We start from the raw sequence: 23,212 nt of genomic DNA, 5'->3' as shown, positions 1-23,212 counted from the left end.
AAAATGATTATGGGTGTTTCGGGTGTCGTTATTTGCATTAATTTACCTTTTTATGAATACGGTTACATCAAATTGCGGAGTTCGCAAAGCGTCAGGCTTTTCAGGGGGAAAATCAGTGCGAAACGGAATGGTCATGTAACCGTTTACCTGGTTGTATTCGCTGACCATAAGGATTTTTACATCTGGCATTTTGTTTGTATTTCGAAAGCCCACTCTCTATAATGCTGCGCGACTTGCAGGATGCGGTGGGCTATACCTTTTGGCGCCGTTGTTGTCGTCAGGCATCTCCCCTCGCAGATTCAGATAACCTGCCCGCCCAGGGCATAAAGGTGACCATCAACCGTGAACAAAAAAAGACCTGTCAATCTCGAAATTACCACGATCCATTTTCCTATTAATGCCATTGTTTCCATTCTTCATCGTGTTTCCGGCGTATTTCTGTTTGCCGGTGTAGCCGTTCTGATGTGGTTGCTTGACGCCAGTCTTGATTCCGCCGAAGGCTTTGCCGCCGCCAAAGATACTCTGTCCCATCCTCTGTTTCAGTTTGTAGTCTGGGTCATTATCGCTGCGCTGGCGTATCACACGATTATGGGTGTTCGTCACCTTATTATGGATATTGGTATTGGCGAGTCGCTGAAAGGCGGTCGTCGTGGAGCAACTATTGCAGTGGTTGCAGCCGCCATCGCAATTATTCTTGCAGGAGTATGGATATGGTAACCGCAGTAACCAGTTTTGGTCGCAGTGGCCTTTACGATTGGCTTATTCAACGCGTCAGTGCTGTCGCTCTTGCAGCTTATTCAGTTTTCATTGTCGCCTATCTTCTTTTAAATCCCGGTCTTGATTACGCCCAGTGGAGCAACCTGTTCAATCAGTTGTGGATGCGCGTATTCAGCCTGGTAGCCCTGATTTCATTTCTTGCCCATGCGTGGATTGGTCTCTGGTCTGTTCTTTCAGACTATTTAACCAACCGTTTGCTTGGCGCCAAAGCCACCTGGATGCGTCTTGTTTGCCAGGTTGCTCTTGGTCTGGTAGCCACGACCTATCTGGTCTGGGGCATTGAAATTTTCTGGGGGCTCTAAGCGTATGGCTACTATTCGTACAATTTCATTTGACGGTATCGTCGTTGGTGGCGGTGGTGCGGGCATGCGTGCCGCTCTGCAGCTGGCACAGTCCGGTTACAAGACTGCGGTAATTACCAAAGTATTTCCAACCCGTTCGCACACGGTATCAGCGCAGGGCGGTATTACCTGTGCAATCGCCAGTGCTGACCCGAACGACGATTGGCGCTGGCATATGTATGACACCGTAAAAGGGTCAGACTACATCGGCGACCAGGATGCTATTGAATATATGTGTTCAGTAGGTCCTGAGGCGGTGTTTGAGCTGGAACACATGGGCTTGCCTTTCTCCCGTACCGAAAATGGCCGTATCTATCAGCGTCCATTCGGTGGTCAATCAAAAGATTTTGGTAAGGGCGGTCAGGCTGCCCGTACCTGTGCCGCGGCTGACCGTACCGGTCACGCCTTGTTGCACACCCTTTATCAGGGCAACCTGAAAAACAAAACCGTTTTCCTGAATGAGTGGTTTGCGGTTGATCTGGTGAAAAACCAGGATGGCGCGGTTGTTGGCGTTATCGCTATCAACATCGAAGACGGCGAAACCGTTTATGTAAAAGCCAAGGCGACTGTTCTGGCTACCGGTGGTGCAGGGCGTATTTACGCTTCCACAACCAATGCACACATCAATACCGGTGACGGTATCGGTATGGCGTTGCGCGCCGGTTTCCCGGTTCAGGATATCGAAATGTGGCAGTTCCACCCGACCGGTATTGCCGGTGCCGGTGTGCTGGTCACCGAAGGTTGTCGTGGTGAAGGTGGTTACCTGATCAACTCCGAAGGTGAGCGCTTTATGGAGCGTTATGCGCCCAACGCCAAAGACCTTGCCGGTCGTGACGTGGTTGCCCGTTCCATGGTTATGGAAATTCTTGAGGGTCGTGGCGTGGGTCCGAACAAGGATCACGTACTGCTCAAGCTGGATCACCTCGGTGAAGAAGTACTGGAAAGCAAATTGCCAGGTATTTGTGAGCTGTCGCGTACCTTTGCCCACGTTGACCCGGTTTACGCTCCGGTGCCGGTAGTCCCCACCTGTCACTACATGATGGGCGGTGTTCCGACCAATGTTAATGGTCAGGCGCTGACAATTGATGCTGACGGTAATGATGTTGTCATCGAAGGTCTGTTTGCTTGTGGTGAAGTGGCTTGTGTATCTGTACACGGCGCCAACCGTCTGGGCGGTAACTCGCTGCTGGATCTGGTGGTGTTTGGTCGTGCGGCCGGTCTCTACATCGAAAAAGCCTTGCGTGAAGGTATTGATCAGCGCGAAGCCACAGCGGCTGATATTGATACTGCCATGGCGCGTCTGAACAAAATCAATACCTCTACTGACGGCGAAAGCGCTGCGGTACTGCGTAAAGAGTTGCAGACCATCATGCAGAACTACTTCGGTGTATTCCGTAAAGGTGAATACATGCAGAAGGGTATTGCCGAGTTGGCAGCACTGCGCAAGCGTATTGAAAATGTGTCTATTACTGACAAGAGTAATGCGTTCAACACAGCGCGTATTGAAGCTCTGGAATTGCAAAACCTGCTGGAAGTGGCTGAAGCGACTGCTATTGCCGCGGAAGAGCGTAAAGAGTCCCGCGGTGCGCATGCCCGTGACGACTATCAGGATCGTGATGACACCAACTGGTTGTGTCATTCCATTTATTCCCCTGGCGACAAACGCGTCAGCAAGCGTGCTGTGAATTTCTCACCGCGCACCATGGAAGCGTTTGAGCCAAAAATTCGTACTTATTAATCGGGGGAGAATGCAGAGATGTTGAAAGTCGAAGTTTATCGCTACAATCCGGAAACGGACAATGCGCCTTACATGAAGACCTACGAACTGGACACGCAGGGCAAAGACCTGATGGTTCTGGACGTATTGGAATTGCTCAAAGCCCAGGACGAAGGTTTGGCTTATCGCCGTTCCTGCCGTGAAGGGGTTTGTGGTTCTGACGGTATGAACATCAACGGTAAAAACGGCCTGGCGTGTATCAAGCCGTTATCCGAGTGTGTTAAAAACAACAAACTGATCTTGCGCCCCTTGCCGGGCCTGCCAGTGATCCGCGATCTGGTGGTTGATATGACCCAGTTCTACGATCAATACAAGAAGATCGAGCCGTATTTGCAAAACGATACGCCGGCTCCTGCGATTGAGCGTTTGCAATCGCCGGAAGATCGCGAGAAGCTTGATGGCCTGTATGAGTGTATACTTTGTGCCTGTTGCTCAACCAGCTGCCCGTCTTTCTGGTGGAATCCTGACAAGTTCATCGGCCCGGCCGGCTTGTTGCAGGCGTACCGCTTCCTGGCGGACAGCCGTGATCTGGCAACTGAAAAACGTTTATCCAATCTGGATGATCCGTTCAGCGTATTCCGCTGCCATGGTATCCAGAATTGTGTGGCGGTGTGTCCGAAGGGGTTAAACCCGACGAGGGCGATTGGCCATATTCGTAACATGCTGTTACAGAGCGCTACCTAGGGGTGGCGCTTTTCTGTATCTGGCAGACGCTAAAAAATTGCAGATTCTCTCGGTCAGGGGATACCCCTGACTGAAAACGTGATACTTTTTGTTTGTTGTTTTTGTAAAACAACAACGTGAGCGGCGCTCACCGCCACAAGTGGAGAGCGTTATGGTAGCTAACGGCTAGTTGATAGCAGGGGTAGTTGGGCCAGTCCCGAACCGGTTGTCCTCGTAGGGGAACTGCTGGTGAAACCCCGTGATTAAGGTGGGTGGAATGCAAGACAGCATCATGGAGCAATTTTGGAGTACTTCTCACATTTCCGGTGGGAATGCTGCTTATGTCGAAGAGCTCTACGACCAGTACTTACACGACGCAAATTCCGTTCCCGAGGAATGGCGTAATTACTTTGAACAACTGCCGCGTGTGAATGGGGTTGTAACCCAGGATACACCGCATTCGGTTATTCGTGCCCAATTTGAACAATTGGGTAAAGCCCGTGTGCGCACCGTTGCAGCACCTGCTGCGGCTGGCTCTGTCAGCGTTGAACACGAGCGCAAGCAGGTCAAAGTACTTCAATTAATCAGCTCCTACCGTTTCCGCGGGCATCAGCAGGCGAAGCTTGATCCGCTGGGATTGATGCAGCGCGAAAAAGTGCCCGACCTGGATCTGGCGTTTCATGGCCTGACCTCTGCCGATCTGGATACCGTATTCCAGACAGGTACATTATTTATCGGCAAGGAAGAAGCTTCCTTGCGCGACATCATTGATGCGCTCGAAAAGACCTACTGTGGCCATGTTGGCCCGGAAATCATGCACATCACCAATCTCGCCGAGAAACAGTGGTTGCAGCAGCGTCTTGAAAGCGTTCGTTCCAATCCCGAATTCAGCAAAGAGCAGCGTCTTGCGGTGCTTGAGCGTTTAACGGCCGCTGAAGGTCTTGAACGCCACCTGGACAGCAAGTACCCGGGCACCAAGCGTTTCGGTCTGGAAGGTGGTGAAAGCTTTATTCCCCTCGTTGATGCGCTGGTCAAGCGTGCCGGCACCTTCGGCGCCAAGGAAATTGTGCTGGGTATGGCACACCGTGGCCGTCTGAATACCCTGGTCAACGTTTTTGGTAAAAGCCCATCCGATTTGTTCGCCGAATTTGATGGCAAACGTCTGGTAGACACGTCCGGTGACGTGAAGTACCACCAGGGTTTCTCTTCCAACGTGATGACCCCGGGCGGTGAACTGCATATCGCCATGGCGTTTAACCCGTCTCACCTTGAAATCGTATCGCCAGTAGTTGAAGGCTCGGTACGCGCTCGTCAGGATCGTCGTAACGACAAGACCGGTGCCGGTGTAGTACCGATTGTTGTTCACGGTGATGCTGCATTTGCCGGTCAGGGCGTGGTGATGGAAACCTTCCAGATGTCCCAGACCCGTGCTTATGGCACCGGCGGTACCTTGCATCTGGTGATCAACAACCAGGTTGGTTTTACCACCAGCAAGCGTGAAGATGCCCGCTCGACTGAATACTGTACCGACGTTGCCAAGATGATCGAAACACCGATCTTCCACGTTAACGGTGATGATCCGGATGCGGTGCTGTTTGTAGCTCAATTGGCCATGGACTACCGCTACGAGTTCAAGAAAGACGTAGTTATTGACCTGGTTTGCTACCGTCGTCGTGGTCACAACGAGACTGACGAGCCGTCTGCAACCCAGCCGTTGATGTACAAAGTCATTCGCGCCCAGAAAACCACCCGCACCCTCTATGCCGAGAAGCTGGTAGCGGCCGGTTTGCTGGATCAGCCTACCGCTGATCAGATGACTACCGACTACCGTGCTGCGCTGGACCGTGGTGAATATGTTGCCAGCGGGCTGGTGAGCGAGCCGGATCGTACGCTGTTTGTCGATTGGTCCAACTATATTGGCCATGCCTGGACTACCCCGGCGAATACCGGTTACGAACTGAAAGCGTTACAAGCCATTGCCAACAAAACCTGTGAAGTGCCGGATGGCATTGTTATTCAGAAGCAGGTTGAGAAGATTTACGAAGACCGTCGCAAGATGGCAGCCGGCGCCTTGCCTATTAACTGGGGTATGGCCGAAACTCTTGCTTACGCAACCTTGCTGGAGCAGGATCACTTTGTCCGCATGACCGGTCAGGACGTGGGGCGTGGTACTTTCTCGCATCGTCATGCCGTCATTCACAGCCAGAAAGACGGTTCCAGCTATATCCCTTTGGAAAATGTCAAAGAGGGTCAGCCGGCGTTTGATCTGTACGATTCTTATTTGTCAGAAGAAGCGGTACTGGCGTTTGAATACGGTTATGCCACCACCACGCCGAATGGTCTGGTGATTTGGGAAGCCCAGTTCGGCGACTTCGCCAACGGTGCCCAGGTAGTGATTGACCAGTTTATTACCAGTGGTGAACACAAGTGGGGCCGTATGTGCGGCTTGACCATGTTGTTGCCGCATGGCTATGAAGGTCAGGGTCCGGAGCATTCCTCGGCACGTCTTGAGCGCTTCCTGCAATTGTGTGCTGAACACAATATTCAGGTTTGTGTGCCTACGACGCCGGCTCAGGTATTCCACATGTTGCGCCGCCAGGCGATTCGCCCGATGCGTCGTCCGCTGGTGGTGATGAGCCCGAAATCCCTGCTGCGTCACAAGCTGGCTACGTCTACCCTCGAAGAACTGGCCAATGGTCAATTCCTCAACGTTATTGCCGATAATTCCGTCAACCCGGCCAACGTCAAACGCGTTGTGTTGTGTAGCGGCAAGGTGTATTACAACCTGCTGGAAGAGCGTACGGCTCGCGCCCAGGACAATGTGGCACTGATTCGTCTTGAGCAGCTGTACCCGTTCCCGGAACAGGAACTGCAGGCTGCATTGAAACCCTTCACCGGATTGCAAGACGTTGTCTGGTGTCAGGAAGAACCCATGAACCAGGGTGCCTGGTATAGCAGCCAGCATCATATGCGTCGTGCGGTTCAGCAACATGATGCTTCATTGCGCCTCGATTACGTGGGTCGTGAAGCCTCGGCGGCACCGGCGGGTGGCTATATGTCAGCGCACCTGGAAGAACAGACACGCTTCATCAATGCGGCCCTCGGCGTCTAACGCCTGGCCTGAGAATCACAGCGAGAGAGTAAGGAACAGCAATGAGTATTGAAATTAAAGCCCCAACTTTCCCTGAATCCGTACAGGACGGGACCATCGCCACATGGCACAAAAAGCCCGGCGAAGCCGTGTCACGTGATGAACTGATCGTAGATATTGAAACTGACAAAGTGGTGCTCGAAGTTGTGGCACCGGCTGATGGCAGCCTGAGTGAAATTCGCAAAGGCGAAGGCGACACCGTAGAAAGCAACGAAGTGATTGCGTTGTTTGTTGAGGGTGCTGTTGCCGCCGCTGCACCAGCTGCTGCAGAAAAATCTGCTCCGGCTGAAGCTGCCGCACCGGCTGCCGCCGCTGGCGATAAGCTGGTAAACCCTGCCGCGCGCAAGCTGGCCAGTGAAAACAACGTAAACACCGCCAACCTTTCCGGTACCGGCAAAGATGGCCGTGTTACCAAAGAAGACGTTAGCAACCATCTGAAAGCTGCACCGGCTCCGGCCGCTGCTGCCAAACCGGCTGCCGCTGCAGCGCCGGCGCTTGAAGCGACCGGTGATCGTGTTGAGAAACGCGTTCCAATGACCCGTCTGCGCAAGCGTATTGCCGAGCGTCTGCTCGAAGCCAGCAATACCACAGCTATGTTGACCACCTTTAACGAAGTCAACATGGCGCCGATTATGGAGCTGCGTGGCAAGTACAAGGATCAATTTGAAAAAGCGCATAACGGTACCCGTTTGGGCTTCATGAGTTTCTTCGTAAAGGCGGCTGCTGAAGCACTGCGTCGTTTCCCGGCGGTAAATGCTTCCATTGATAACAACGACGTTGTTTATCACGGTTACCAGGACATCGGTGTAGCGGTTTCTACCGAAAAAGGTCTGGTCGTTCCGGTGCTGCGCAATGCTGAAAATATGAGCCTCGCTACCATCGAAAGCACCATCCGTGACTTCGGTCTGCGCGCTCGTGACGGCAAGCTGGGCATTGAAGAAATGTCCGGTGGTACCTTCACTATCACCAACGGTGGTGTGTTCGGTTCGCTGTTGTCTACACCAATCCTGAATTTGCCGCAATCTGCCATCCTGGGCATGCACAAAATCCAGGAGCGTCCGATGGCTGTTAATGGTCAGGTTAAAATTCTGCCGATGATGTATCTGGCGCTGTCTTATGATCACCGTTTGCTGGATGGTAAAGATGCTGTTCAGTTCCTCGTTGCGATCAAGGACCTGTTGGAAGACCCGGCGCGTATTCTGCTGGAAATCTGATAACCCTGTTTGCGTGAGAGCTCTGAGTACCGCAAGGCAGCTCTTTCTTTCAATGACCTCTGCTCACAAGGCAGAGGTTTCAGCCTGAAAAAGTGAGAAGAATATTATGTCCGATAAATTTGATGTTATCGTTGTTGGTTCGGGCCCGGCAGGTTATGTTGCAGCCATCCGCGCCGCTCAATTGGGATTGAAGACGGCGTGTGTTGAGAAATGGCGCAATAAGGACGGCCAGGGTGTTAACGGCGGTACCTGTTTGAATGTCGGTTGTATCCCTTCCAAAGCACTGCTCGACAGCTCCTACAAATACCACGAAGCCAAAGATGATCTGACCGTTCATGGTATTTCTACCAGCGATGTAAAAATTGATATTCCTGCGATGGTTGCCCGCAAGGACAAAATCATCAACCAACTGACCGGCGGTGTTGCTGCACTGTTCAAAGCCAACGGTGTTACCAGCCTGTTTGGTACCGGCAAATTGCTCGCCAACCGCAAAGTTGAAGTGACTGACTTTGAAGGCAAAACTACCGTATACGAAGCTGACAACGTGATTCTCGCTTCCGGTTCTTCCCCGATTAACATCCCCGTTGCTCCGGTTGATAACAAAATCATTGTTAACTCTACCGGCGCTCTGGAATTCACTGATGTACCCAAGCGTCTTGGCGTTATTGGTGCCGGTGTTATCGGTCTGGAACTGGGCAGCGTGTGGAACCGTGTGGGTTCCCAGGTCGTTGTACTGGAAGCACTCGACAGTTTCCTGGCCATTATGGACCAGCAAATTGCCAAGGAAGCCCGCAAAATTCTCACCAAACAAGGTCTGGATATTCGCACCAGCTGCCGGGTGACCGGTTCTGAAGTGAAAGGCGAAGAAGTTGTCGTTACCTTCCTCGACAAAGACGGCAATGAGCAGAAAGAAACCTTCGACAAACTGATTGTTTGCGTAGGCCGTCGTCCGTTCACCGAAGACCTGTTGGCTGCCGATAGCGGCGTTAATCTGGATGAGCGCGGTTTCATCTACGTTAACGATTTGTGCTCTACCAATGCACCTGGCGTATGGGCTGTTGGTGACGTAGTGCGTGGCCCGATGCTGGCTCACAAAGGTTCCGAAGAGGGCGTAATGGTTGCCGAGCGTATTGCCGGCCAGAAAACCGTTATGAACTACGACATTATTCCAAACGTTATTTACACGCACCCTGAAGTGGCTGCGGTAGGTAAAACCGAAGAGCAAATCAAAGCCTCCGGTGAAGCCTACAACGTTGGTACTTTCCCGTTCTCTGTGAATGGCCGCGCTATGGCTGCCAATGAAACACAGGGTCTGGTGAAAATTATTGCTCACGCCGAGACGGATCGTATTCTGGGTGCACATATCGTTGGCCCAAATGCAGCAGACCTCGTGCAGCAAGTAGCAATCGCAATGGAATTTGGTTCCAGTGCGGAAGACCTTGGCATGATCATTTTCGGTCATCCAACGTTATCTGAAGCTGTAAAAGAAGCTGCTCTGGGCGTGCATGGTCATGCCATTCATGCCGTAAACAAAAAGAAGCGCTAGGATTACCTCGCGGGTCGACGTGCTTGATGAACTGCCAGATGCCCACATGAATGCGCATTCATGTGGGCGCCGTGTTTACCGGTTTGTATGCGCATGACCCGCTTTTGATCCACCAAACACCGGAGAGCCCGGAGTTTTCAACTCCTCCAGGGGGCAAAAACGTTCACAAGACGGTTTTGCCATCGATAATTTTTGTTAGCCTGCATGATCGTTATCCTCAGGTCTGACAATTCGTCAAATGGAACAACACCATGAATTTGCACGAGTATCAGGGTAAGCAATTGTTTGCCCAGTATGGTTTGCCTGTATCTAAAGGCATTGCAGCTGCAACTGTCGCTGAAGCGGTAGAAGCAGCCGATAAAATTGGCGGCGATATGTTTGTCGTTAAAGCCCAGGTTCACGCTGGTGGCCGCGGTAAAGCGGGCGGCGTAAAGCTGGTCAAGACCAAAGCTGAAATCGAAGCATTTGCTCAAAAATGGTTGGGTAATAACCTGGTTACTTACCAAACTGATGAAAAAGGCCAGCCAGTTAGTCGTATTCTGGTGGAAACCTGTACCGACATCGCCAAAGAACTTTACCTGGGTGCAGTTGTTGATCGCTCCAGCCGTCGTATCGTTTTCATGGCGTCCACTGAAGGTGGTGTTGAGATCGAGAAAGTCGCTCACGAAACCCCTGAAAAAATTCTGAAAGCAACCATCGATCCGCTGGTGGGTGCTCAGCCGTTCCAGGCGCGTGAACTGGCATTCCAGTTGGGTCTGGAAGGCAAACAAATCAATCAGTTCGTTAACATTTTCCTCGGTCTGGCCAAGCTCTTTAAAGACAAAGATCTGGCGCTGCTGGAAGTTAACCCGCTGGTTATCACTCCGGAAGGTAATCTGCACTGCCTCGATGCCAAACTGGTTATCGACAGCAATGCGCTGTACCGTCACCCGGAACTGAAAGAAATGCAGGATCCTACTCAGGAAGATGCGCGTGAAGCACACGCTGCTGCCTGGGAACTGAACTATGTTGCACTCGGTGGTGATATCGGTTGTATGGTAAACGGCGCCGGTCTGGCAATGGGTACCATGGACATCGTTAAACTGCATGGTGGCCAACCGGCCAACTTCCTGGATGTTGGCGGCGGCGCAACCAAAGAGCGCGTTGTTGAAGCGTTCAAAATCATCCTGTCCGATACCGCTGTTAAAGCCGTATTCATCAATATCTTCGGTGGTATCGTGCGTTGTGACATGATCGCTGAAGGTGTGATCGGTGCCGTTAAAGAAGTTGGCGTGAAAGTGCCGGTTGTTGTTCGCCTGCAAGGTAACAACGCCGAGCTGGGTGCCAAAGTTCTGTCCGAAAGTGGCCTCAACATCATCGCAGACACCGACTTGACTGGCGCTGCCAAGCAAGTTGTTGCCGCTGCTGCCAACGCGTAAGGGGTGAGTCATGAGCGTTTTGATTAACAAAGATACCAAAGTTATTTGCCAGGGTTTTACTGGTGCTCAGGGCACATTCCACTCTGAACAGGCTATTGCTTACGGCACCAAAATGGTTGGTGGTGTAACGCCGGGTAAAGGTGGTCAAACTCACCTCGGCCTGCCAGTATTCAATACGGTAAAAGAAGCCGTTGAAGCGACCGGTGCAGATGCCTCTGTCATCTATGTTCCGGCACCTTTCTGTAAGGATTCCATCCTGGAAGCAGCAAACGGCGGCATCAAGCTGATCGTTTGTATTACCGAAGGTATTCCTACCCTCGATATGCTGGATGCGAAAGTGAAGTGCGACGAGCTGGGCGTTACCCTGATCGGCCCTAACTGCCCAGGTGTAATCACTCCGGGCGAGTGCAAGATCGGCATCATGCCAGGTCACATTCACAAGCCAGGTAAAGTGGGTATCGTTTCCCGTTCAGGCACCTTGACCTATGAAGCGGTAAAACAAACCACTGATTACGGTTTTGGCCAGTCTACCTGTGTTGGTATTGGTGGTGACCCGATTCCGGGTTCCAACTTCATCGACATTCTGAAGTTGTTCCAGAACGATCCGCAGACCGAAGCTATCGTAATGATTGGTGAGATTGGTGGTTCCGCTGAAGAAGAAGCGGCTGCTTACATCAAAGCTAACGTTACCAAGCCGGTTGTATCTTACATTGCCGGTGTAACTGCACCTGCAGGTAAGCGCATGGGTCACGCCGGTGCGATTATCTCCGGTGGTAAAGGTACTGCAGACGAGAAGTTTGCAGCGCTGGAAGACGCCGGTGTTAAAACCGTTAAAAGCTTGGCTGATATCGGTAAAGCACTGAAAGAAGTTACCGGCTGGTAATATCTTCAGGCGTTAAAAAAAAACGGCCTTCGGGCCGTTTTTTTATGCCTGTCCGTCTGCGCTAAACCTTTGGCTATTGCCGGAGATGCACCTTTCGGATCAGGCTATAAGTAACACGGCTCCTGCTGCGAGTTCAGTTTGCCACCCTCTTTTTTTCATCTTCCCGGTAGCTCAGGCGCGCTTCACACGCTCAATACCGGCAAAAAACGGCCATTTGTCATCTTCCTGTCATGAAGATTAACGACATTGAGCGTCATGATAAATGCGTTTTACATCGCCTCAATCACAGCCGGGTTTCCGTTCGGTCTATAAAATAGGTAGAGATTGTGTAGCCTCGATGGGCGCACAAGATGAACCTGGAGAAAGGAAAGGACTATGAATATTCGGTTTAAAGCACCTTTGTTGGCTACCTTATTGATGGCGGCCGGATTGTCCGGTTGCGGGCAGTCGAGTGATCGGGATGAGATAGCGGCGAACCTGGAAGGTATGGAGGAGGGGTGTAACAGAGTGCTCCTGTCGGCGTTGCCAGCCCCACGGTCTCTCACGGTAGCGGAATATGCCCGTACCAATTGCGCCTACAACCAGGCTAGTCGTTTTTGGGAAAAAGGTGAGTTGCGCATCAGCGTCCAAATAGTGGATTCCAAGGCAGAGTTGCCGTCTAACATTGCTGCGTTGGGGATGGCAGACATGATCAAGCACGCTAATGCCCTGTCCTACGGGATGGCCAAAGGGATAGTTGATTCCACCAAACGGACGCTTGAAGAGGTTGAGGCCAGCCCTGAAATGTTGGCATTTTTTGGTGGCGAAGCTTATTTGCCCATCATCCTCAAGACCTCTATCGGAGAAGACGCGGCAGTGACCTTTGCCCGCAGCGGTGGTGCCGGGCCTTTGTATTCGGTGATTGATGATCGTTTTGTAGTCACTATTGAGCGCAGCGATGCGAGTGAATTTCCGGATAACAGGGCTGCCGAGCGCGCCTATAAACCTCTCCTGGATAGTGTCAATTTCACTTTTCTGCGCTGATAAATGTCATGGGTAGCGGCGATGGCTGTGTTCCAAGCAAAATTTGACCTCGAATAATCACGTATTCAAGGCTGAATAGTGTTGTAATGCGATAAAAATGAGGCTGAAAAGCTTTATTTTTGCGCAAAAATGTGGAAAATTGCGCGCCCTTATCTTTTCCTGTGCTGTGGCCGGTATTCATGCCGACAGCAGTTCTCTTCCCACAGGCCACAAGGCCTGTCTCTTTTACGGGGTGGTGAATAATTGACGACAACCGAAAAAACCGAAACCTGGTCAGCGCGTAAATCCGCTGAATTATATGGCATTGACGAGTGGAGTAACGGCTACTTTGGCGTTTCCGACGCTGGCGACGTGCAGGTAAAAGCGCCGACGGCAGAAGGCGAAGCCGCTGTCTCGTTAACGGAAATTATTGACGGTTTAAAGCAGCGCGGGCTGGATATGCCGGTGTTGCTGCGGTTGGAAAATCTGATCGACACCCGTATAAGTACCCTGAACGAATCCTTTGCAGACGCGATTCGTATGAGCGGTTATCAAAACCATTATCGCGGTGCGTTTCCTATCAAGGTGAATCAGCAAAATCACGTGATTGCTGAAATTGCCCGCTTTGGTGAGCGTTACAACCACGGCCTTGAAGCAGGCAGTAAAGCGGAACTGATGATCGCCCTGGCAACGCTGAAAAATCGCGAAAGCCTGATCATTTGTAACGGCTACAAGGATGCGGAGTTTATTGATCTCGGCTTGCAGGCTTGCAAGCTGGGTTTCAAATGTTTCTTCGTATTGGAAACGCTTACGGAACTGGCGCTGGTAATAGAGCGCAGCCGTGTGCTGGGTATCGAGCCACTGGTTGGCGTACGTTTGAAATTGTCCACCAAAGTAGAAGGTCACTGGGCGGAAGACAGCGGTGATCGCAGCTTGTTTGGTTTGAACACCAATGAGCTGGTAAACGTGGTAGATATCTTGCGCGATGCCAATTTGTTGCACTGCTTTCAGTTGCTGCACTTTCATTTGGGCTCACAAATTCCCAACATCCGCAGCATCCGCGCCGGTGTCCTGGAGGCCTGTCGCTACTACATTGAATTGATCGGTGAAGGCGCGCCGCTGGGCTATATGGATCTCGGTGGTGGTCTGGCTATCGACTATGACGGCACCTCCAGCACCAGCGGTCACAGCCGCAACTACTCGGTAAAAGAATATTGCATCGACGTGGTAGAAGCGATTCAGGAATCGCTGGATGAACACGACATTGCACACCCGGTGATTGTTACCGAATCGGGTCGTGCCACTGTCGCACACACCGCCATTTTATTGTTCAATATTCTCGATATCACCCATTTCGAGCCAAGCCCTTTACCGGAAACACTGCCGTCCGACTGCCACGAAATGATCGAAAATTTGTGGCATTCGCTTTCCGAAATCAAAACATCCAGTTTGCAGGAAAGTTACAACGACGTTATTTACTACCGCGATCAGATCCGCGATTTGTTTCACCGCGGTGATATTTCATTGCGCAATCGCGCCTTGGGTGAAAATATCTATCTGGCCGGGTTACAAAAAATTGTTCAGTTGTTGCCACAGATGAAGCGTATCCCCGCTGAGCTGGAAACCCTGCCACAACAATTGGCCGATATTTATTACGGAAACTTCAGTGTCTTTCAATCGCTGCCGGACTCCTGGGCGATTGAGCAAGTCTTTCCGGTTATGCCGATTCACCGTCTCAACGAAGAGCCAACCCGGCAGGCAATCATTGCCGATTTGACCTGCGATTGTGACGGAAAATTGAAAAAATTCGCCGGCCCCCACGGTGACGCCAGCACGCTGGCGCTGCATCCGATTAACGTGGGTGAAGAATATTATCTGGGCGTATTCCTGGTTGGTGCTTACCAGGAAACTCTGGGCGATTTGCACAACCTCTTCGGGGATACCAACGTTGCCAGCGTGCGCATCAATGCAGACAGCACCATTGATTTTGTGCATGAGCTGCACGGCGACAGCATTGCGGACGTGTTGAGTTACGTGGAATACGACCCTAACGCGCTCTATCAGCAATTTCGTTCTACCGCTGAGCAAGCGGTGCGCGATGGCATCATTACCATTGCTGATCGTCAACAGATGCTGGCTGCCTATTCAGAAAGCTTGCGTGGCTACACCTATTTCGAGCGGTAACTCCTTTATTTCATTATTCACGCCGTGCAGCAACTTCATTGAAGTCACTGCACGGCTAAAACCATTTTTATATCAGGTTATACGGAAGGTAATTCATGGCTAAAGTTCTGATTATCGGTGCTGGTGGTGTGGGTGGCGTTGTCGTTCACAAGTGTGCCCAGTTGCCGGAAGTATTCACTGAAATTGTCCTCGCCAGTCGTACTGAGGCAAAATGCAAAGCCATTGCTGCGCAGCTCAAACGTCCAATCCGCACCGCCCAAGTCGATGCCGACAACGTGCCCGAGCTGGTTGCATTGCTGAATAAGGAAAAACCGGATCTGGTTATTAATGTGGCTTTGCCATACCAGGATCTGCACATCATGGATGCCTGCCTTGAAGCGGGTATTGATTATCTGGATACCGCCAACTACGAACCGCCGGAAACGGCCAAATTTGAATACTCCTGGCAGTGGGATTACCAGGATCGTTTCAAAAATGCCGGTTTGACCGCGTTGCTGGGTTCAGGTTTTGACCCGGGTGTAACCAATGTTTACACCGCCTATTTGAAAAAACATTACTTTGATGAAATCCATTATCTGGACATCATCGACTGTAATGCCGGTGATCATGGCAAGCCGTTCGCGACCAACTTCAATCCGGAAATCAATATCCGTGAAGTTACCGCCAAAGGCCGTTACTGGGAAAATGGTGAGTGGGTTGAAACCGATCCTTTATCTGTCAATCGTGTTTATGACTTCCCGGCAGAAATCGGCCCGAAGAAAATTTACATGATGTACCACGAAGAGCTGGAGTCCATTACCAAACACTTGCCGGAAATCAAACGCGCCCGTTTCTGGATGACTTTCTCCGACAACTATCTGAAGCATTTGGAAGTGTTGGGCAATGTCGGCATGACTGGCATTGAGCCAATCATGTTTGAAGGCAAGGAAATTATTCCGTTGCAGTTCCTTAAAGCCCTGTTGCCTGACCCGGCCAGCCTGGGCCCGTTAACCAAAGGTAAAACCTGTATTGGTTGTCTGGCGCGCGGTATTAAAGACGGCAAAGAAAAAATCGTCTTTATTTATAACACCTGTGATCACGAAGCCTGTTATGCCGAAGTTCAGTCGCAAGCCATTTCCTACACCACCGGTGTGCCGGCAATGATCGGGGCGAAGATGATTCTGGAGGGCAAATGGAAAGCGCCTGGCGTTTGGAATATGGAGCAGTTTGATCCGGATCCGTTTATGGAAGACCTGAACAAATACGGTTTGCCCTGGCAGGTTACGGATGTAACTGAAGCCAATGCTGCGGAAATGAAAGACTGATAATCGGTTTCGGGTTGGGTAACAGGGTTGGCGTGACACGCCGTGAACCCGTCCATGGGGGCTCGACGCTCGCATCCCTGCGAGCGACGGTCACGCCAACCCTGTTACCCAAGCCCCGAACAATGTGCCAGTTTTAAAAAATTAATATCGAATGTTGAATCCGGTGTGTCGTTATTTGGTAGTGATTTCAGTAGTTCAGTTGCGCCAAATTATGTCATTTGGCACAGGCATTCAGGCTGCAACATACGTACGGAACCATCGACAGCAGGGATGCTGTCGTTGAGCCCCATGGACGGGTTTACAGCGTGTTCCGTACGTATGTTGCAGCCTGAATGCCGTCTTCCCTGAGAGTAGATACTCCAATGCCTTCAAGCTTTAAACAATTCAATCCCAACCGCGTACCATCTCCCTGTTTTGTTATCGACAAAGCCGCTGTTGAGCGTAATCTGCAAATTCTGCATCGTGTGCAACAGGAAAGTGGCGCAAAAGTGCTGGCCGCTTTAAAAGCTTTTTCCTGCTGGAGCCTTGCACCGTTAATTGGCAAATATGTGTCGGGTACTTGCGCCAGTGGGCTGCATGAAGCCCGTTTGGGTTTTGAGGAATTCGGTGGCGAAGTGCATTGCTACTCGGCGGCCTATAAAGAAGATGATCTCAAAGAAATTCTGAAAATTGCCGATCACGTCTTATTCAACTCCTTCTCCCAATGGGAGCGGTTCAAGCCGCTGGCGATGGCCGCGCGGGAACTGCGTCCGCAACTGCAATTCGGTTTGCGCATCAACCCTGAACATTCCGAAGGCGATGTACCTATTTATGATCCCTGCGCGCCTTGTTCACGTATGGGTATTCCGTTATCACAATTTCGTGATGACTTGCTCGACGGTATTTCCGGCCTGCATTTTCATACGCTTTGCCAACAGGATGTACCGCCGCTTGCCAGGACGGTAAAAGCCGTTGAAGAAAAATTCGGCCAGTGGTTACCGCAGATGGATTGGGTAAATTTTGGTGGCGGGCACCACATCAGCCGTGAAGATTATCAGGTCGATGAATTGATTCAGCTGGTAAAGGAATTTTCCGGTCGCTACGGTGTGCAGGTTTATCTGGAGCCTGGTGAAGCGGTTGCTATTCACAGTGGTGTGCTGGTAACCGAGGTGTTGGATCTCACCTGGAATACCATGCCGCAGGCTATTCTCGATACTTCCGCAACCTGCCATATGCCGGACGTGCTGGAAATGCCTTACCGCGCCGACGTGCTGGAGGCCGGTTTGCCCGATGAAAAAGCTTATACCTATCGGTTGGGGGGGATGACTTGCCTCGCCGGTGACGTGATTGGTGATTACAGTTTTGAGCAGCCTCTCGCGGTAGGGCAGCGTTTGATGTTTGATGACATGGCCCATTACACCATGGTGAAAACCACAACCTTTAACGGCATTAATTTGCCGGCTATCGCCTTGTGGGATTCGCGTACTGATGAGTTACGTGTTGTGCGCGAGTTTGGCTACGACGATTTTAAAAACCGCCTTTCCTGATGGGTAATTCGCATGTAATGCCAGCAGGTGGCAATCGTGCGGGTCGCTGGTAAAGGTGGGCTTGTTTAACGTTGTCCGCGTTTGCCAGCCTATTGTTATCCGGCAGGCAGGCTGTTCGTTAATTGTCAGGAAACTTTGAATTCATCATTACTGGCGCAAAAATAGATTGCGCCAGTAATGATGTTTGTTGTGCGGCTATTTGTATGTGATTTTATTTGCGGTTTTTTCTGGCGCGTAAACGACGCATACGATCATTCTCTTCTTTCAAGCGCGCGCGTTCTGCTTCTTCTTTCTTTGCCAGCTCTTCTTCTACCAGGGTCATCTCCGGCGTTTCCAGCGTTATTGGCCCTAACAGCCCGGCGCGCAATTCGGTGATCAGTATCGAGGAGACTTTTTGCAGTTCCACGCTGCCGCCTTTGCGGGTACAGCCACGGCGAACACCAATCAACTCCAACACTTCAAGATCAGTTTCCGGCAGTTCGGCAATGCCGTAGCGTGCTTTCAGGGCTTCCGGGTAGGCGCGTAGCAAATACTCGGCGGTAAACAGCGCGATATCAATGTAATCAAATACCGTGTCTTTGATGGCGCCGGTTGCCGCGAGGCGGAAGCCGCAAGAGGGCGGGTTCAGTTTTGGCCAGAGAAAACCGGGCGTGTCGGTAAGAATAATGCCGTTGTCCAGTTTGATTTTTTGCTGCGCCTTGGTGACGCCCGCTTCGTTACCGGTTTTGGCAATGGTGCGGCCCGACATGGTGTTGATCAGGGTAGATTTTCCCACATTGGGGATGCCCATAATCACCGCGCGTATCGGGCGTAAATCCAGGTTGCGATCCGGCAGCAATGACTCGGCCAGAGTCAGCAGTTGTCGAATTTGTTCGGGATTTTTTTTACTGATGGGCAGTGCTTTTACACCTTGTTTTTGTTCAAGGGCCGCCACCCAGCGCTCGGTCAGTTGCGGGTCGGCGAGGTCCGTCTTATTCAATAATTTGATGCAGGGCGTGTCGCCGCGTAAAGCAGGAATCAGCGGGTTTTCACTGGAGAAGGGAATGCGGGCATCCAGTACTTCAATAATGATGTCCATGTGCGGCATGATATCGGCGATATCCTTGCGCGCTTTGTGCATGTGTCCGGGAAACCAGTTAATGGCGGCCATGTTGTACTCAAATAGTAATTGCAGAAAGCACACCAGTGCGCTATCCGGCGGGGTTAACAGAAGCGAAAGCCGCTATTGTAACCTATCGATTTTTTCCTGCGGGTCGGGATGGTGCAACAACAGCGTTGCATCGGGCTGCGCCAGCGGTTCGCAAATAATAATGATAGATGGCAGGAATTGCGCTGCATTGTCGGCGTTTTTCAGTAACACCTCCTGCAACGACTGCCAGAGCGCTACAGGCTGCTCGGTGAAGAAGTTATAATGCAGAAATTCCTGCTGGCGTTCCTGATAGTGGTCGATCTCGGGGGTGCGGTTAACCGCCTTCAATACCTGAAGAAAGCGGCTGCGGTTAAAGGTGCCAAAACAGCTTGGCAACACTTGAATACTCAGGCAATACATAGCAAACCCTGACGAAACCTGGAATGGTGAAGGCGCATTGTGCCTGGCTACGGCTTAACCGTCCAGAATCTCCTGATTTTTCCTTGAGCCAAATTTTGTGACGACACTCTTTCAATCACCTCTGCTACGTCCTATTGCCCTTGGAATCTACCTGTTATTTTTTGCCGTGGGTCTGGTCGGGGCGCTGGTTATTCCTACGCTGAGCTTATTTTTGGCCAACGAATTGAACGTCCGCCCGCTGCTGGTGGGCATTCCGTTTGCCGGTATTGCGCTGGCCAGTATTATTTACAACCAGAGCATCGGTTACTGGTCTGATCGTCTGGCTGACCGCAGGCCGCTGGTGAGCAGTTTGTGTGTGCTGGGTGCAGCGTCGTGTCTGGTATTTGCCTTTTCCCGTCAATACTGGCTGGTAGCCGGCGTGGCGGTGGTGTTGTTCAGTTTGTCGATGGTGTCGTTTTCGCAGCTGCTCGCCTACAGCTTGGACTATGCCGAACGCTGCATCCCGCTGGAGCGTATTCCGTTGTACAACGCGGTTGTGCGCGCGCAAATCGCGTTTGCCTGGGTGGCTGGGCCACCGGCAGGTTTTTTACTGGCGGCGCATGCCGGTTTTAAAGTGACTTATTGCCTGGCGGCCGGATTGTTCGCGGTGGTGGCTTTGCTGGTGGTGCGCTTTCTGCCCCGTTTACAGGCTCCGCGTCCTTTTGAAGAGACAGCTGCCACAAAATCGCCCACGACGATGGCACCTTTGTCATGGAAGCCGTTGTTGTTGTGTTTCTGTGCTTTCTCGCTGATGTGGGGCGCGAATAATGCCTATCTCATCAGTTTGCCCTTGTACCTGGATCGGGAGCTGGCTATCGGCAGCGAGTGGGTGGGCTGGATTATGGGTACCTGCGCTTTATTGGAAGTGCCTTTCATGCTGTTATCCGGTTACCTGGCGATGCGCATCCCGGTGCTGGTGATGGTGCGATTTGCCGGTATTGCCGGCTTGCTGTTGTACACCGGAGTTTATTTTTCCAGTGAGCTTTGGCAGTTGTTCAGCTTGCAGTTATGCAATGCGATTTTTATCGGTGTACTGGCTGGGCTGGGCGTATCGGTTATTCAGCAGCTGATGCCCGGGCGATCAGGCAGTGCCTCGGCGCTATACACCAACACCACACACGCCGGTGCTTTGTTCAGCAGCCTTATGGTGGGGCTGGTAGCCGATTACTGGAATTATCAGACCGTCTTCCTGTTCAATGTGTTTTTGGTCTGTCTGGCGATTGCAGCATTTGCGATGGTGAGACAACCCGCTGCACATCCTGAACGGCCTGCTTAATCGGGGCGGGTTTCCTGTAGCAGTTGTTGTTTGTCATCGCTGGATAGCAGCGCGAGTTCTTCCCTGACAATAATCTCAATGCGGGTTTGCAAGCGATCCAGCACTTTATCAACCAGGCGGTCGTGCAGTTTTTGTGGTGGCGAAGTGGTTTTGTCCGTCGAAGAAAGTTGGCCGGGGATGGGCGGTTGATGACTAGTTAGACGTTGGCGAATATGGGGCGGCAAGAAGGGATTGTTTTCGCTGATAGCGGTTTGACTGGTACGCGCAGCGGGGATTGACGGCTGGTTACGTGCCCCGGAAGAGGTTGGCGAGGCGGGTTCAGCTTCGCTAAATAGCGATGTTTGGCTGGATGGTGAATTCACCTGCGCAGCTTTTGGTGGTTCTTCAGCTGACGCATCGTCATCAAGCAAATACCTGATAGATTCCAGTTCCTGCAAAATCGTATTACGGTTGTTTCCTTTTACCTCGACCATCAGCTTGCCGCTCCGATCTATATTTTACGATGCTCGATAGAGTAGCCGCCTTTACGGTAAAAGTGATAGTGCTCCCGGGTGTTTTTTAACACATTTTCTTCCTGAATAACGATCTCGCTCAGCCGTTCAAATTGGCTGAATACGGTCGGCACTTCTTCGGCAAGATTAATCAGCAAGCTTTGCTCAAAGGGGAAGGGTGTTTTTGCCGGTGCCTGCTGGTAAATAAGCACGGGCGTTTGCGCAGCCGCTGCGTTGGCATCGTCTGCCAGGCAGTGGGGAATAAAGGATTCGGGTTTGAAACTCCACAGTAAATCATCAAACGCCTGGCCGTCGATGCTGTTGCCGAGATTGACCAGAATACGATGGCCCTGACGAACTGCTTTTTCTATCAGGCGACACGCAAAATGCCAGCGGGCTTCGCTGGCATTGTCTTGCAGAATGTAAAAATCTATCCGTGTCATCAACCGCTTTACGCCTGGTTTAACAGGTACTGCACCAGCAAAGGTACCGGTCTGCCGGTGGCGCCTTTGGCACTGCCGGATTTCCAGGCGGTACCGGCGATATCCAGATGCGCCCAAGGGAATTTTTTAGCAAAGCGCGACAGGAAGCAAGCTGCGGTAATACTGCCGCCCTCGCGACCACCAATGTTTGCCATATCGGCAAAGTTGCTATCCAGCTGCTTTTGATAATCGTCCCACAATGGCATATGCCAGGCGCGGTCGTGAGCTTGTTTGCCCGCGTCCAGCAGCGCTTCTGCCAGGTCGTCATTGTTGCTGAACAGACCGGTCGCATGGTGGCCCAATGCAATGACGCAGGCGCCGGTGAGGGTGGCGATATCAATCACCGCTTTTGGCTTGAAGCGTTCGGTGTAGGTGAGAGCATCACACAGCACCAGGCGGCCTTCGGCATCGGTATTGAGAATTTCGATAGTCTGGCCAGACATGGAGGTGACGATATCGCCCGGCTTGGTCGCTTTACCACTGGGCATATTCTCGCTGGCGGCGATAACACCGACCACGTTGATAGCGGGTTGCAGCTCGATCAGGGTTTGAAAAACACCTAATACGCTGGCCGCACCGCACATATCGTATTTCATTTCATCCATACCGGCGCCCGGTTTCAGGCTGATGCCGCCGGTGTCGAAGGTGATGCCTTTTCCTACCAGCGCAACCGGCGCATCATTCTTACTGCCACCACGGTATTCCAGCACAATCAGTTTTGCCGGTTGGTCGCTGCCAGCGCTCACCGACAACAACGAACCCATCTTCAGCTCGGCCATCTGCTTTTCTTCAAGCACTTTGACCGACAGCTTGCTCTGATTGCGGCCCAGTTTTTTGGCCTCGTCGGCGAGATAGGTTGGGGTACAAATATTGCCCGGCAGATCGCCGAGGTCGCGGGTGAAATTAATGCCTTTTGCCAATGCTTCGCCGTGCACCAGTGCTTTGGTCGCTGCATTCAGGCCGGCTTTACTGGTGGCGTAAATGATTTTTCCTGGTGTGAAAGGATTGTCCGGCAGCTTGCTTTTCAGTTTATCACTGCGGTAGATGAAGGTAGATAATTTTTCCGCCAATTGTGCGGCCTGCCAGGCAGGGGCGGCATTTTTCACTACAATCTCATCAAGGAAAAAAACGATATCGCTGGCGGCGGTGCCTTTTAATACGTCAAATGCCCGTTGCAAGGCTTTGCGAAATTGCTCGGCAGTAATGGCACCGTCTTTATCCTGTGCGCCTGCGCCTATCAATAACAGACGTTCGGCAGCGATACCCTGCGGGTTTAGCAGCAGTAAACTTTGGCCTGTTTTGCCTTGAAATCTTTCCCGCTTGATGATGGCACCGGCGCTGGCATCGGCTTCAAGAACACGCGATGCGGTCGGCGACAACACGCCGTTTTCGTAGCTCACTACTACAAGGCAGTGGCTGCGTTGTTTAATCGCATCAACAATTTTTGCGGAATAGCTCATGAATATTTCCTTACCTGGGGCTGACACCCGGTTCGAGGTCAAAAAACGAAAAACGGTTCAAGACAAAAATAGCAGAGTACGTGATAATGCCACACTTTTGCAGGGCTTGTCTGATGCAAAATAGCGCTG

20 protein-coding genes are annotated in these 23,212 nt (G+C 51.6%); 14 read left to right on the top strand and 6 right to left on the bottom strand.

Going from position 1 to position 23,212, the window contains the following annotated elements; all coding sequences use genetic code 11:
• Positions 1-342 precede the first annotated feature (342 nt).
• From sdhC to C4F51_RS11950, 10 genes are all read left to right on the top strand, one after another.
• Positions 343-717 (top strand): succinate dehydrogenase, cytochrome b556 subunit, encoded by a 375-nt coding sequence (gene sdhC, locus C4F51_RS11995; protein ID WP_193910100.1) that lies wholly within the window; start codon positions 343-345, stop codon positions 715-717.
• On the top strand, positions 711-1,079 hold the full coding sequence (gene sdhD, locus C4F51_RS11990) for a succinate dehydrogenase, hydrophobic membrane anchor protein (RefSeq protein ID WP_193910098.1): 369 nt from the start codon (positions 711-713) through the stop codon (positions 1,077-1,079). The genes sdhC and sdhD overlap by 7 nt, the downstream gene beginning before the upstream one ends.
• Before the next feature lie 4 nt (positions 1,080-1,083).
• Positions 1,084-2,856, top strand: a complete 1,773-nt coding sequence (gene sdhA, locus C4F51_RS11985; RefSeq protein ID WP_193910097.1) for a succinate dehydrogenase flavoprotein subunit — start codon at positions 1,084-1,086, stop codon at positions 2,854-2,856.
• A gap of 18 nt (positions 2,857-2,874) precedes the next feature.
• On the top strand, positions 2,875-3,579 hold the full coding sequence (locus C4F51_RS11980) for a succinate dehydrogenase iron-sulfur subunit (protein ID WP_193910095.1): 705 nt from the start codon (positions 2,875-2,877) through the stop codon (positions 3,577-3,579).
• A 256-nt stretch (positions 3,580-3,835) separates the two neighbouring features.
• Positions 3,836-6,670 (top strand): 2-oxoglutarate dehydrogenase E1 component, encoded by a 2,835-nt coding sequence (locus C4F51_RS11975; RefSeq protein ID WP_193910094.1) that lies wholly within the window; start codon positions 3,836-3,838, stop codon positions 6,668-6,670.
• Positions 6,671-6,711: 41 nt separating this feature from the next.
• Entirely contained in the window at positions 6,712-7,923 is a 1,212-nt protein-coding gene (odhB, locus tag C4F51_RS11970; RefSeq protein WP_193910092.1) for a 2-oxoglutarate dehydrogenase complex dihydrolipoyllysine-residue succinyltransferase, read from the top strand.
• A 106-nt stretch (positions 7,924-8,029) separates the two neighbouring features.
• Complete coding sequence (gene lpdA, locus C4F51_RS11965; protein ID WP_193910090.1) at positions 8,030-9,469, top strand: dihydrolipoyl dehydrogenase; 1,440 nt, start codon at positions 8,030-8,032, stop codon at positions 9,467-9,469.
• A gap of 251 nt (positions 9,470-9,720) precedes the next feature.
• The gene (gene sucC / locus C4F51_RS11960; RefSeq protein WP_193910088.1) at positions 9,721-10,887 is read left to right on the top strand and encodes an ADP-forming succinate--CoA ligase subunit beta; all 1,167 of its coding nucleotides are present in this window, start codon (positions 9,721-9,723) and stop codon (positions 10,885-10,887) included.
• 10 nt (positions 10,888-10,897) lie between these two features.
• On the top strand, positions 10,898-11,770 hold the full coding sequence (gene sucD / locus C4F51_RS11955) for a succinate--CoA ligase subunit alpha (protein ID WP_193910087.1): 873 nt from the start codon (positions 10,898-10,900) through the stop codon (positions 11,768-11,770).
• 375 nt (positions 11,771-12,145) lie between these two features.
• A complete protein-coding gene (locus tag C4F51_RS11950; RefSeq protein ID WP_193910084.1) occupies positions 12,146-12,793 on the top strand; it encodes a hypothetical protein in 648 nt (215 codons plus the stop codon).
• Here the strand turns inward: C4F51_RS11950 and C4F51_RS11945 are convergent.
• Positions 12,777-12,974: a hypothetical protein gene (locus C4F51_RS11945; protein ID WP_193910083.1), complete on the bottom strand. Its 198-nt coding sequence runs from the start codon at positions 12,972-12,974 to the stop codon at positions 12,777-12,779. The genes C4F51_RS11950 and C4F51_RS11945 overlap by 17 nt on opposite strands.
• Positions 12,975-13,036: 62 nt before the next feature.
• On the opposite strand from C4F51_RS11945, the gene speA reads away from it, so the two are divergent.
• From speA to nspC, 3 genes are all read left to right on the top strand, one after another.
• Entirely contained in the window at positions 13,037-14,956 is a 1,920-nt protein-coding gene (gene speA / locus C4F51_RS11940; protein WP_193910081.1) for a biosynthetic arginine decarboxylase, read from the top strand.
• Positions 14,957-15,051: 95 nt separating this feature from the next.
• The gene (locus tag C4F51_RS11935; RefSeq protein WP_193910079.1) at positions 15,052-16,260 is read left to right on the top strand and encodes a saccharopine dehydrogenase family protein; all 1,209 of its coding nucleotides are present in this window, start codon (positions 15,052-15,054) and stop codon (positions 16,258-16,260) included.
• 362 nt (positions 16,261-16,622) lie between these two features.
• Entirely contained in the window at positions 16,623-17,786 is a 1,164-nt protein-coding gene (gene nspC, locus C4F51_RS11930; protein ID WP_193910077.1) for a carboxynorspermidine decarboxylase, read from the top strand.
• A 211-nt stretch (positions 17,787-17,997) separates the two neighbouring features.
• Here nspC and ylqF read toward each other — a convergent pair whose 3' ends face one another.
• Positions 17,998-18,969 carry a ribosome biogenesis GTPase YlqF gene (gene ylqF / locus C4F51_RS11925; RefSeq protein WP_328701361.1) on the bottom strand — a complete coding sequence of 324 codons (972 nt, stop codon included), beginning with the start codon at positions 18,967-18,969 and terminating at the stop codon, positions 17,998-18,000.
• A gap of 39 nt (positions 18,970-19,008) precedes the next feature.
• A complete protein-coding gene (locus C4F51_RS11920) occupies positions 19,009-19,335 on the bottom strand; it encodes a hypothetical protein (protein WP_193910075.1) in 327 nt (108 codons plus the stop codon).
• Positions 19,336-19,432: 97 nt separating this feature from the next.
• Here C4F51_RS11920 and C4F51_RS11915 point away from each other — a divergent pair, with 97 nt between their 5' ends.
• Complete coding sequence (locus C4F51_RS11915) at positions 19,433-20,650, top strand: sugar efflux transporter (RefSeq protein WP_328701360.1); 1,218 nt, start codon at positions 19,433-19,435, stop codon at positions 20,648-20,650.
• On the opposite strand, the gene C4F51_RS11910 is transcribed toward C4F51_RS11915, so the two are convergent.
• From C4F51_RS11910 to C4F51_RS11900, 3 genes are read right to left on the bottom strand one after another with little or no spacing between them, the layout of a single operon-like run.
• The gene (locus C4F51_RS11910; RefSeq protein WP_193910074.1) at positions 20,647-21,123 is read right to left on the bottom strand and encodes a hypothetical protein; all 477 of its coding nucleotides are present in this window, start codon (positions 21,121-21,123) and stop codon (positions 20,647-20,649) included. The two genes, C4F51_RS11915 and C4F51_RS11910, sit on opposite strands and share 4 nt — an antisense overlap.
• A 17-nt stretch (positions 21,124-21,140) precedes the next feature.
• Positions 21,141-21,584 (bottom strand): DNA polymerase III subunit chi, encoded by a 444-nt coding sequence (locus C4F51_RS11905; protein ID WP_193910072.1) that lies wholly within the window; start codon positions 21,582-21,584, stop codon positions 21,141-21,143.
• Positions 21,585-21,592: 8 nt separating this feature from the next.
• Complete coding sequence (locus C4F51_RS11900; RefSeq protein WP_193910070.1) at positions 21,593-23,083, bottom strand: leucyl aminopeptidase; 1,491 nt, start codon at positions 23,081-23,083, stop codon at positions 21,593-21,595.
• Positions 23,084-23,212 lie beyond the last annotated feature (129 nt).

It is taken from the genome of Cellvibrio polysaccharolyticus (assembly GCF_015182315.1).
Lineage (GTDB): Bacteria > Pseudomonadota > Gammaproteobacteria > Pseudomonadales > Cellvibrionaceae > Cellvibrio > Cellvibrio polysaccharolyticus.
Note: the sequence above shows the minus strand (reverse complement) of the source record. Positions and strands in the feature narration are given on the sequence as shown.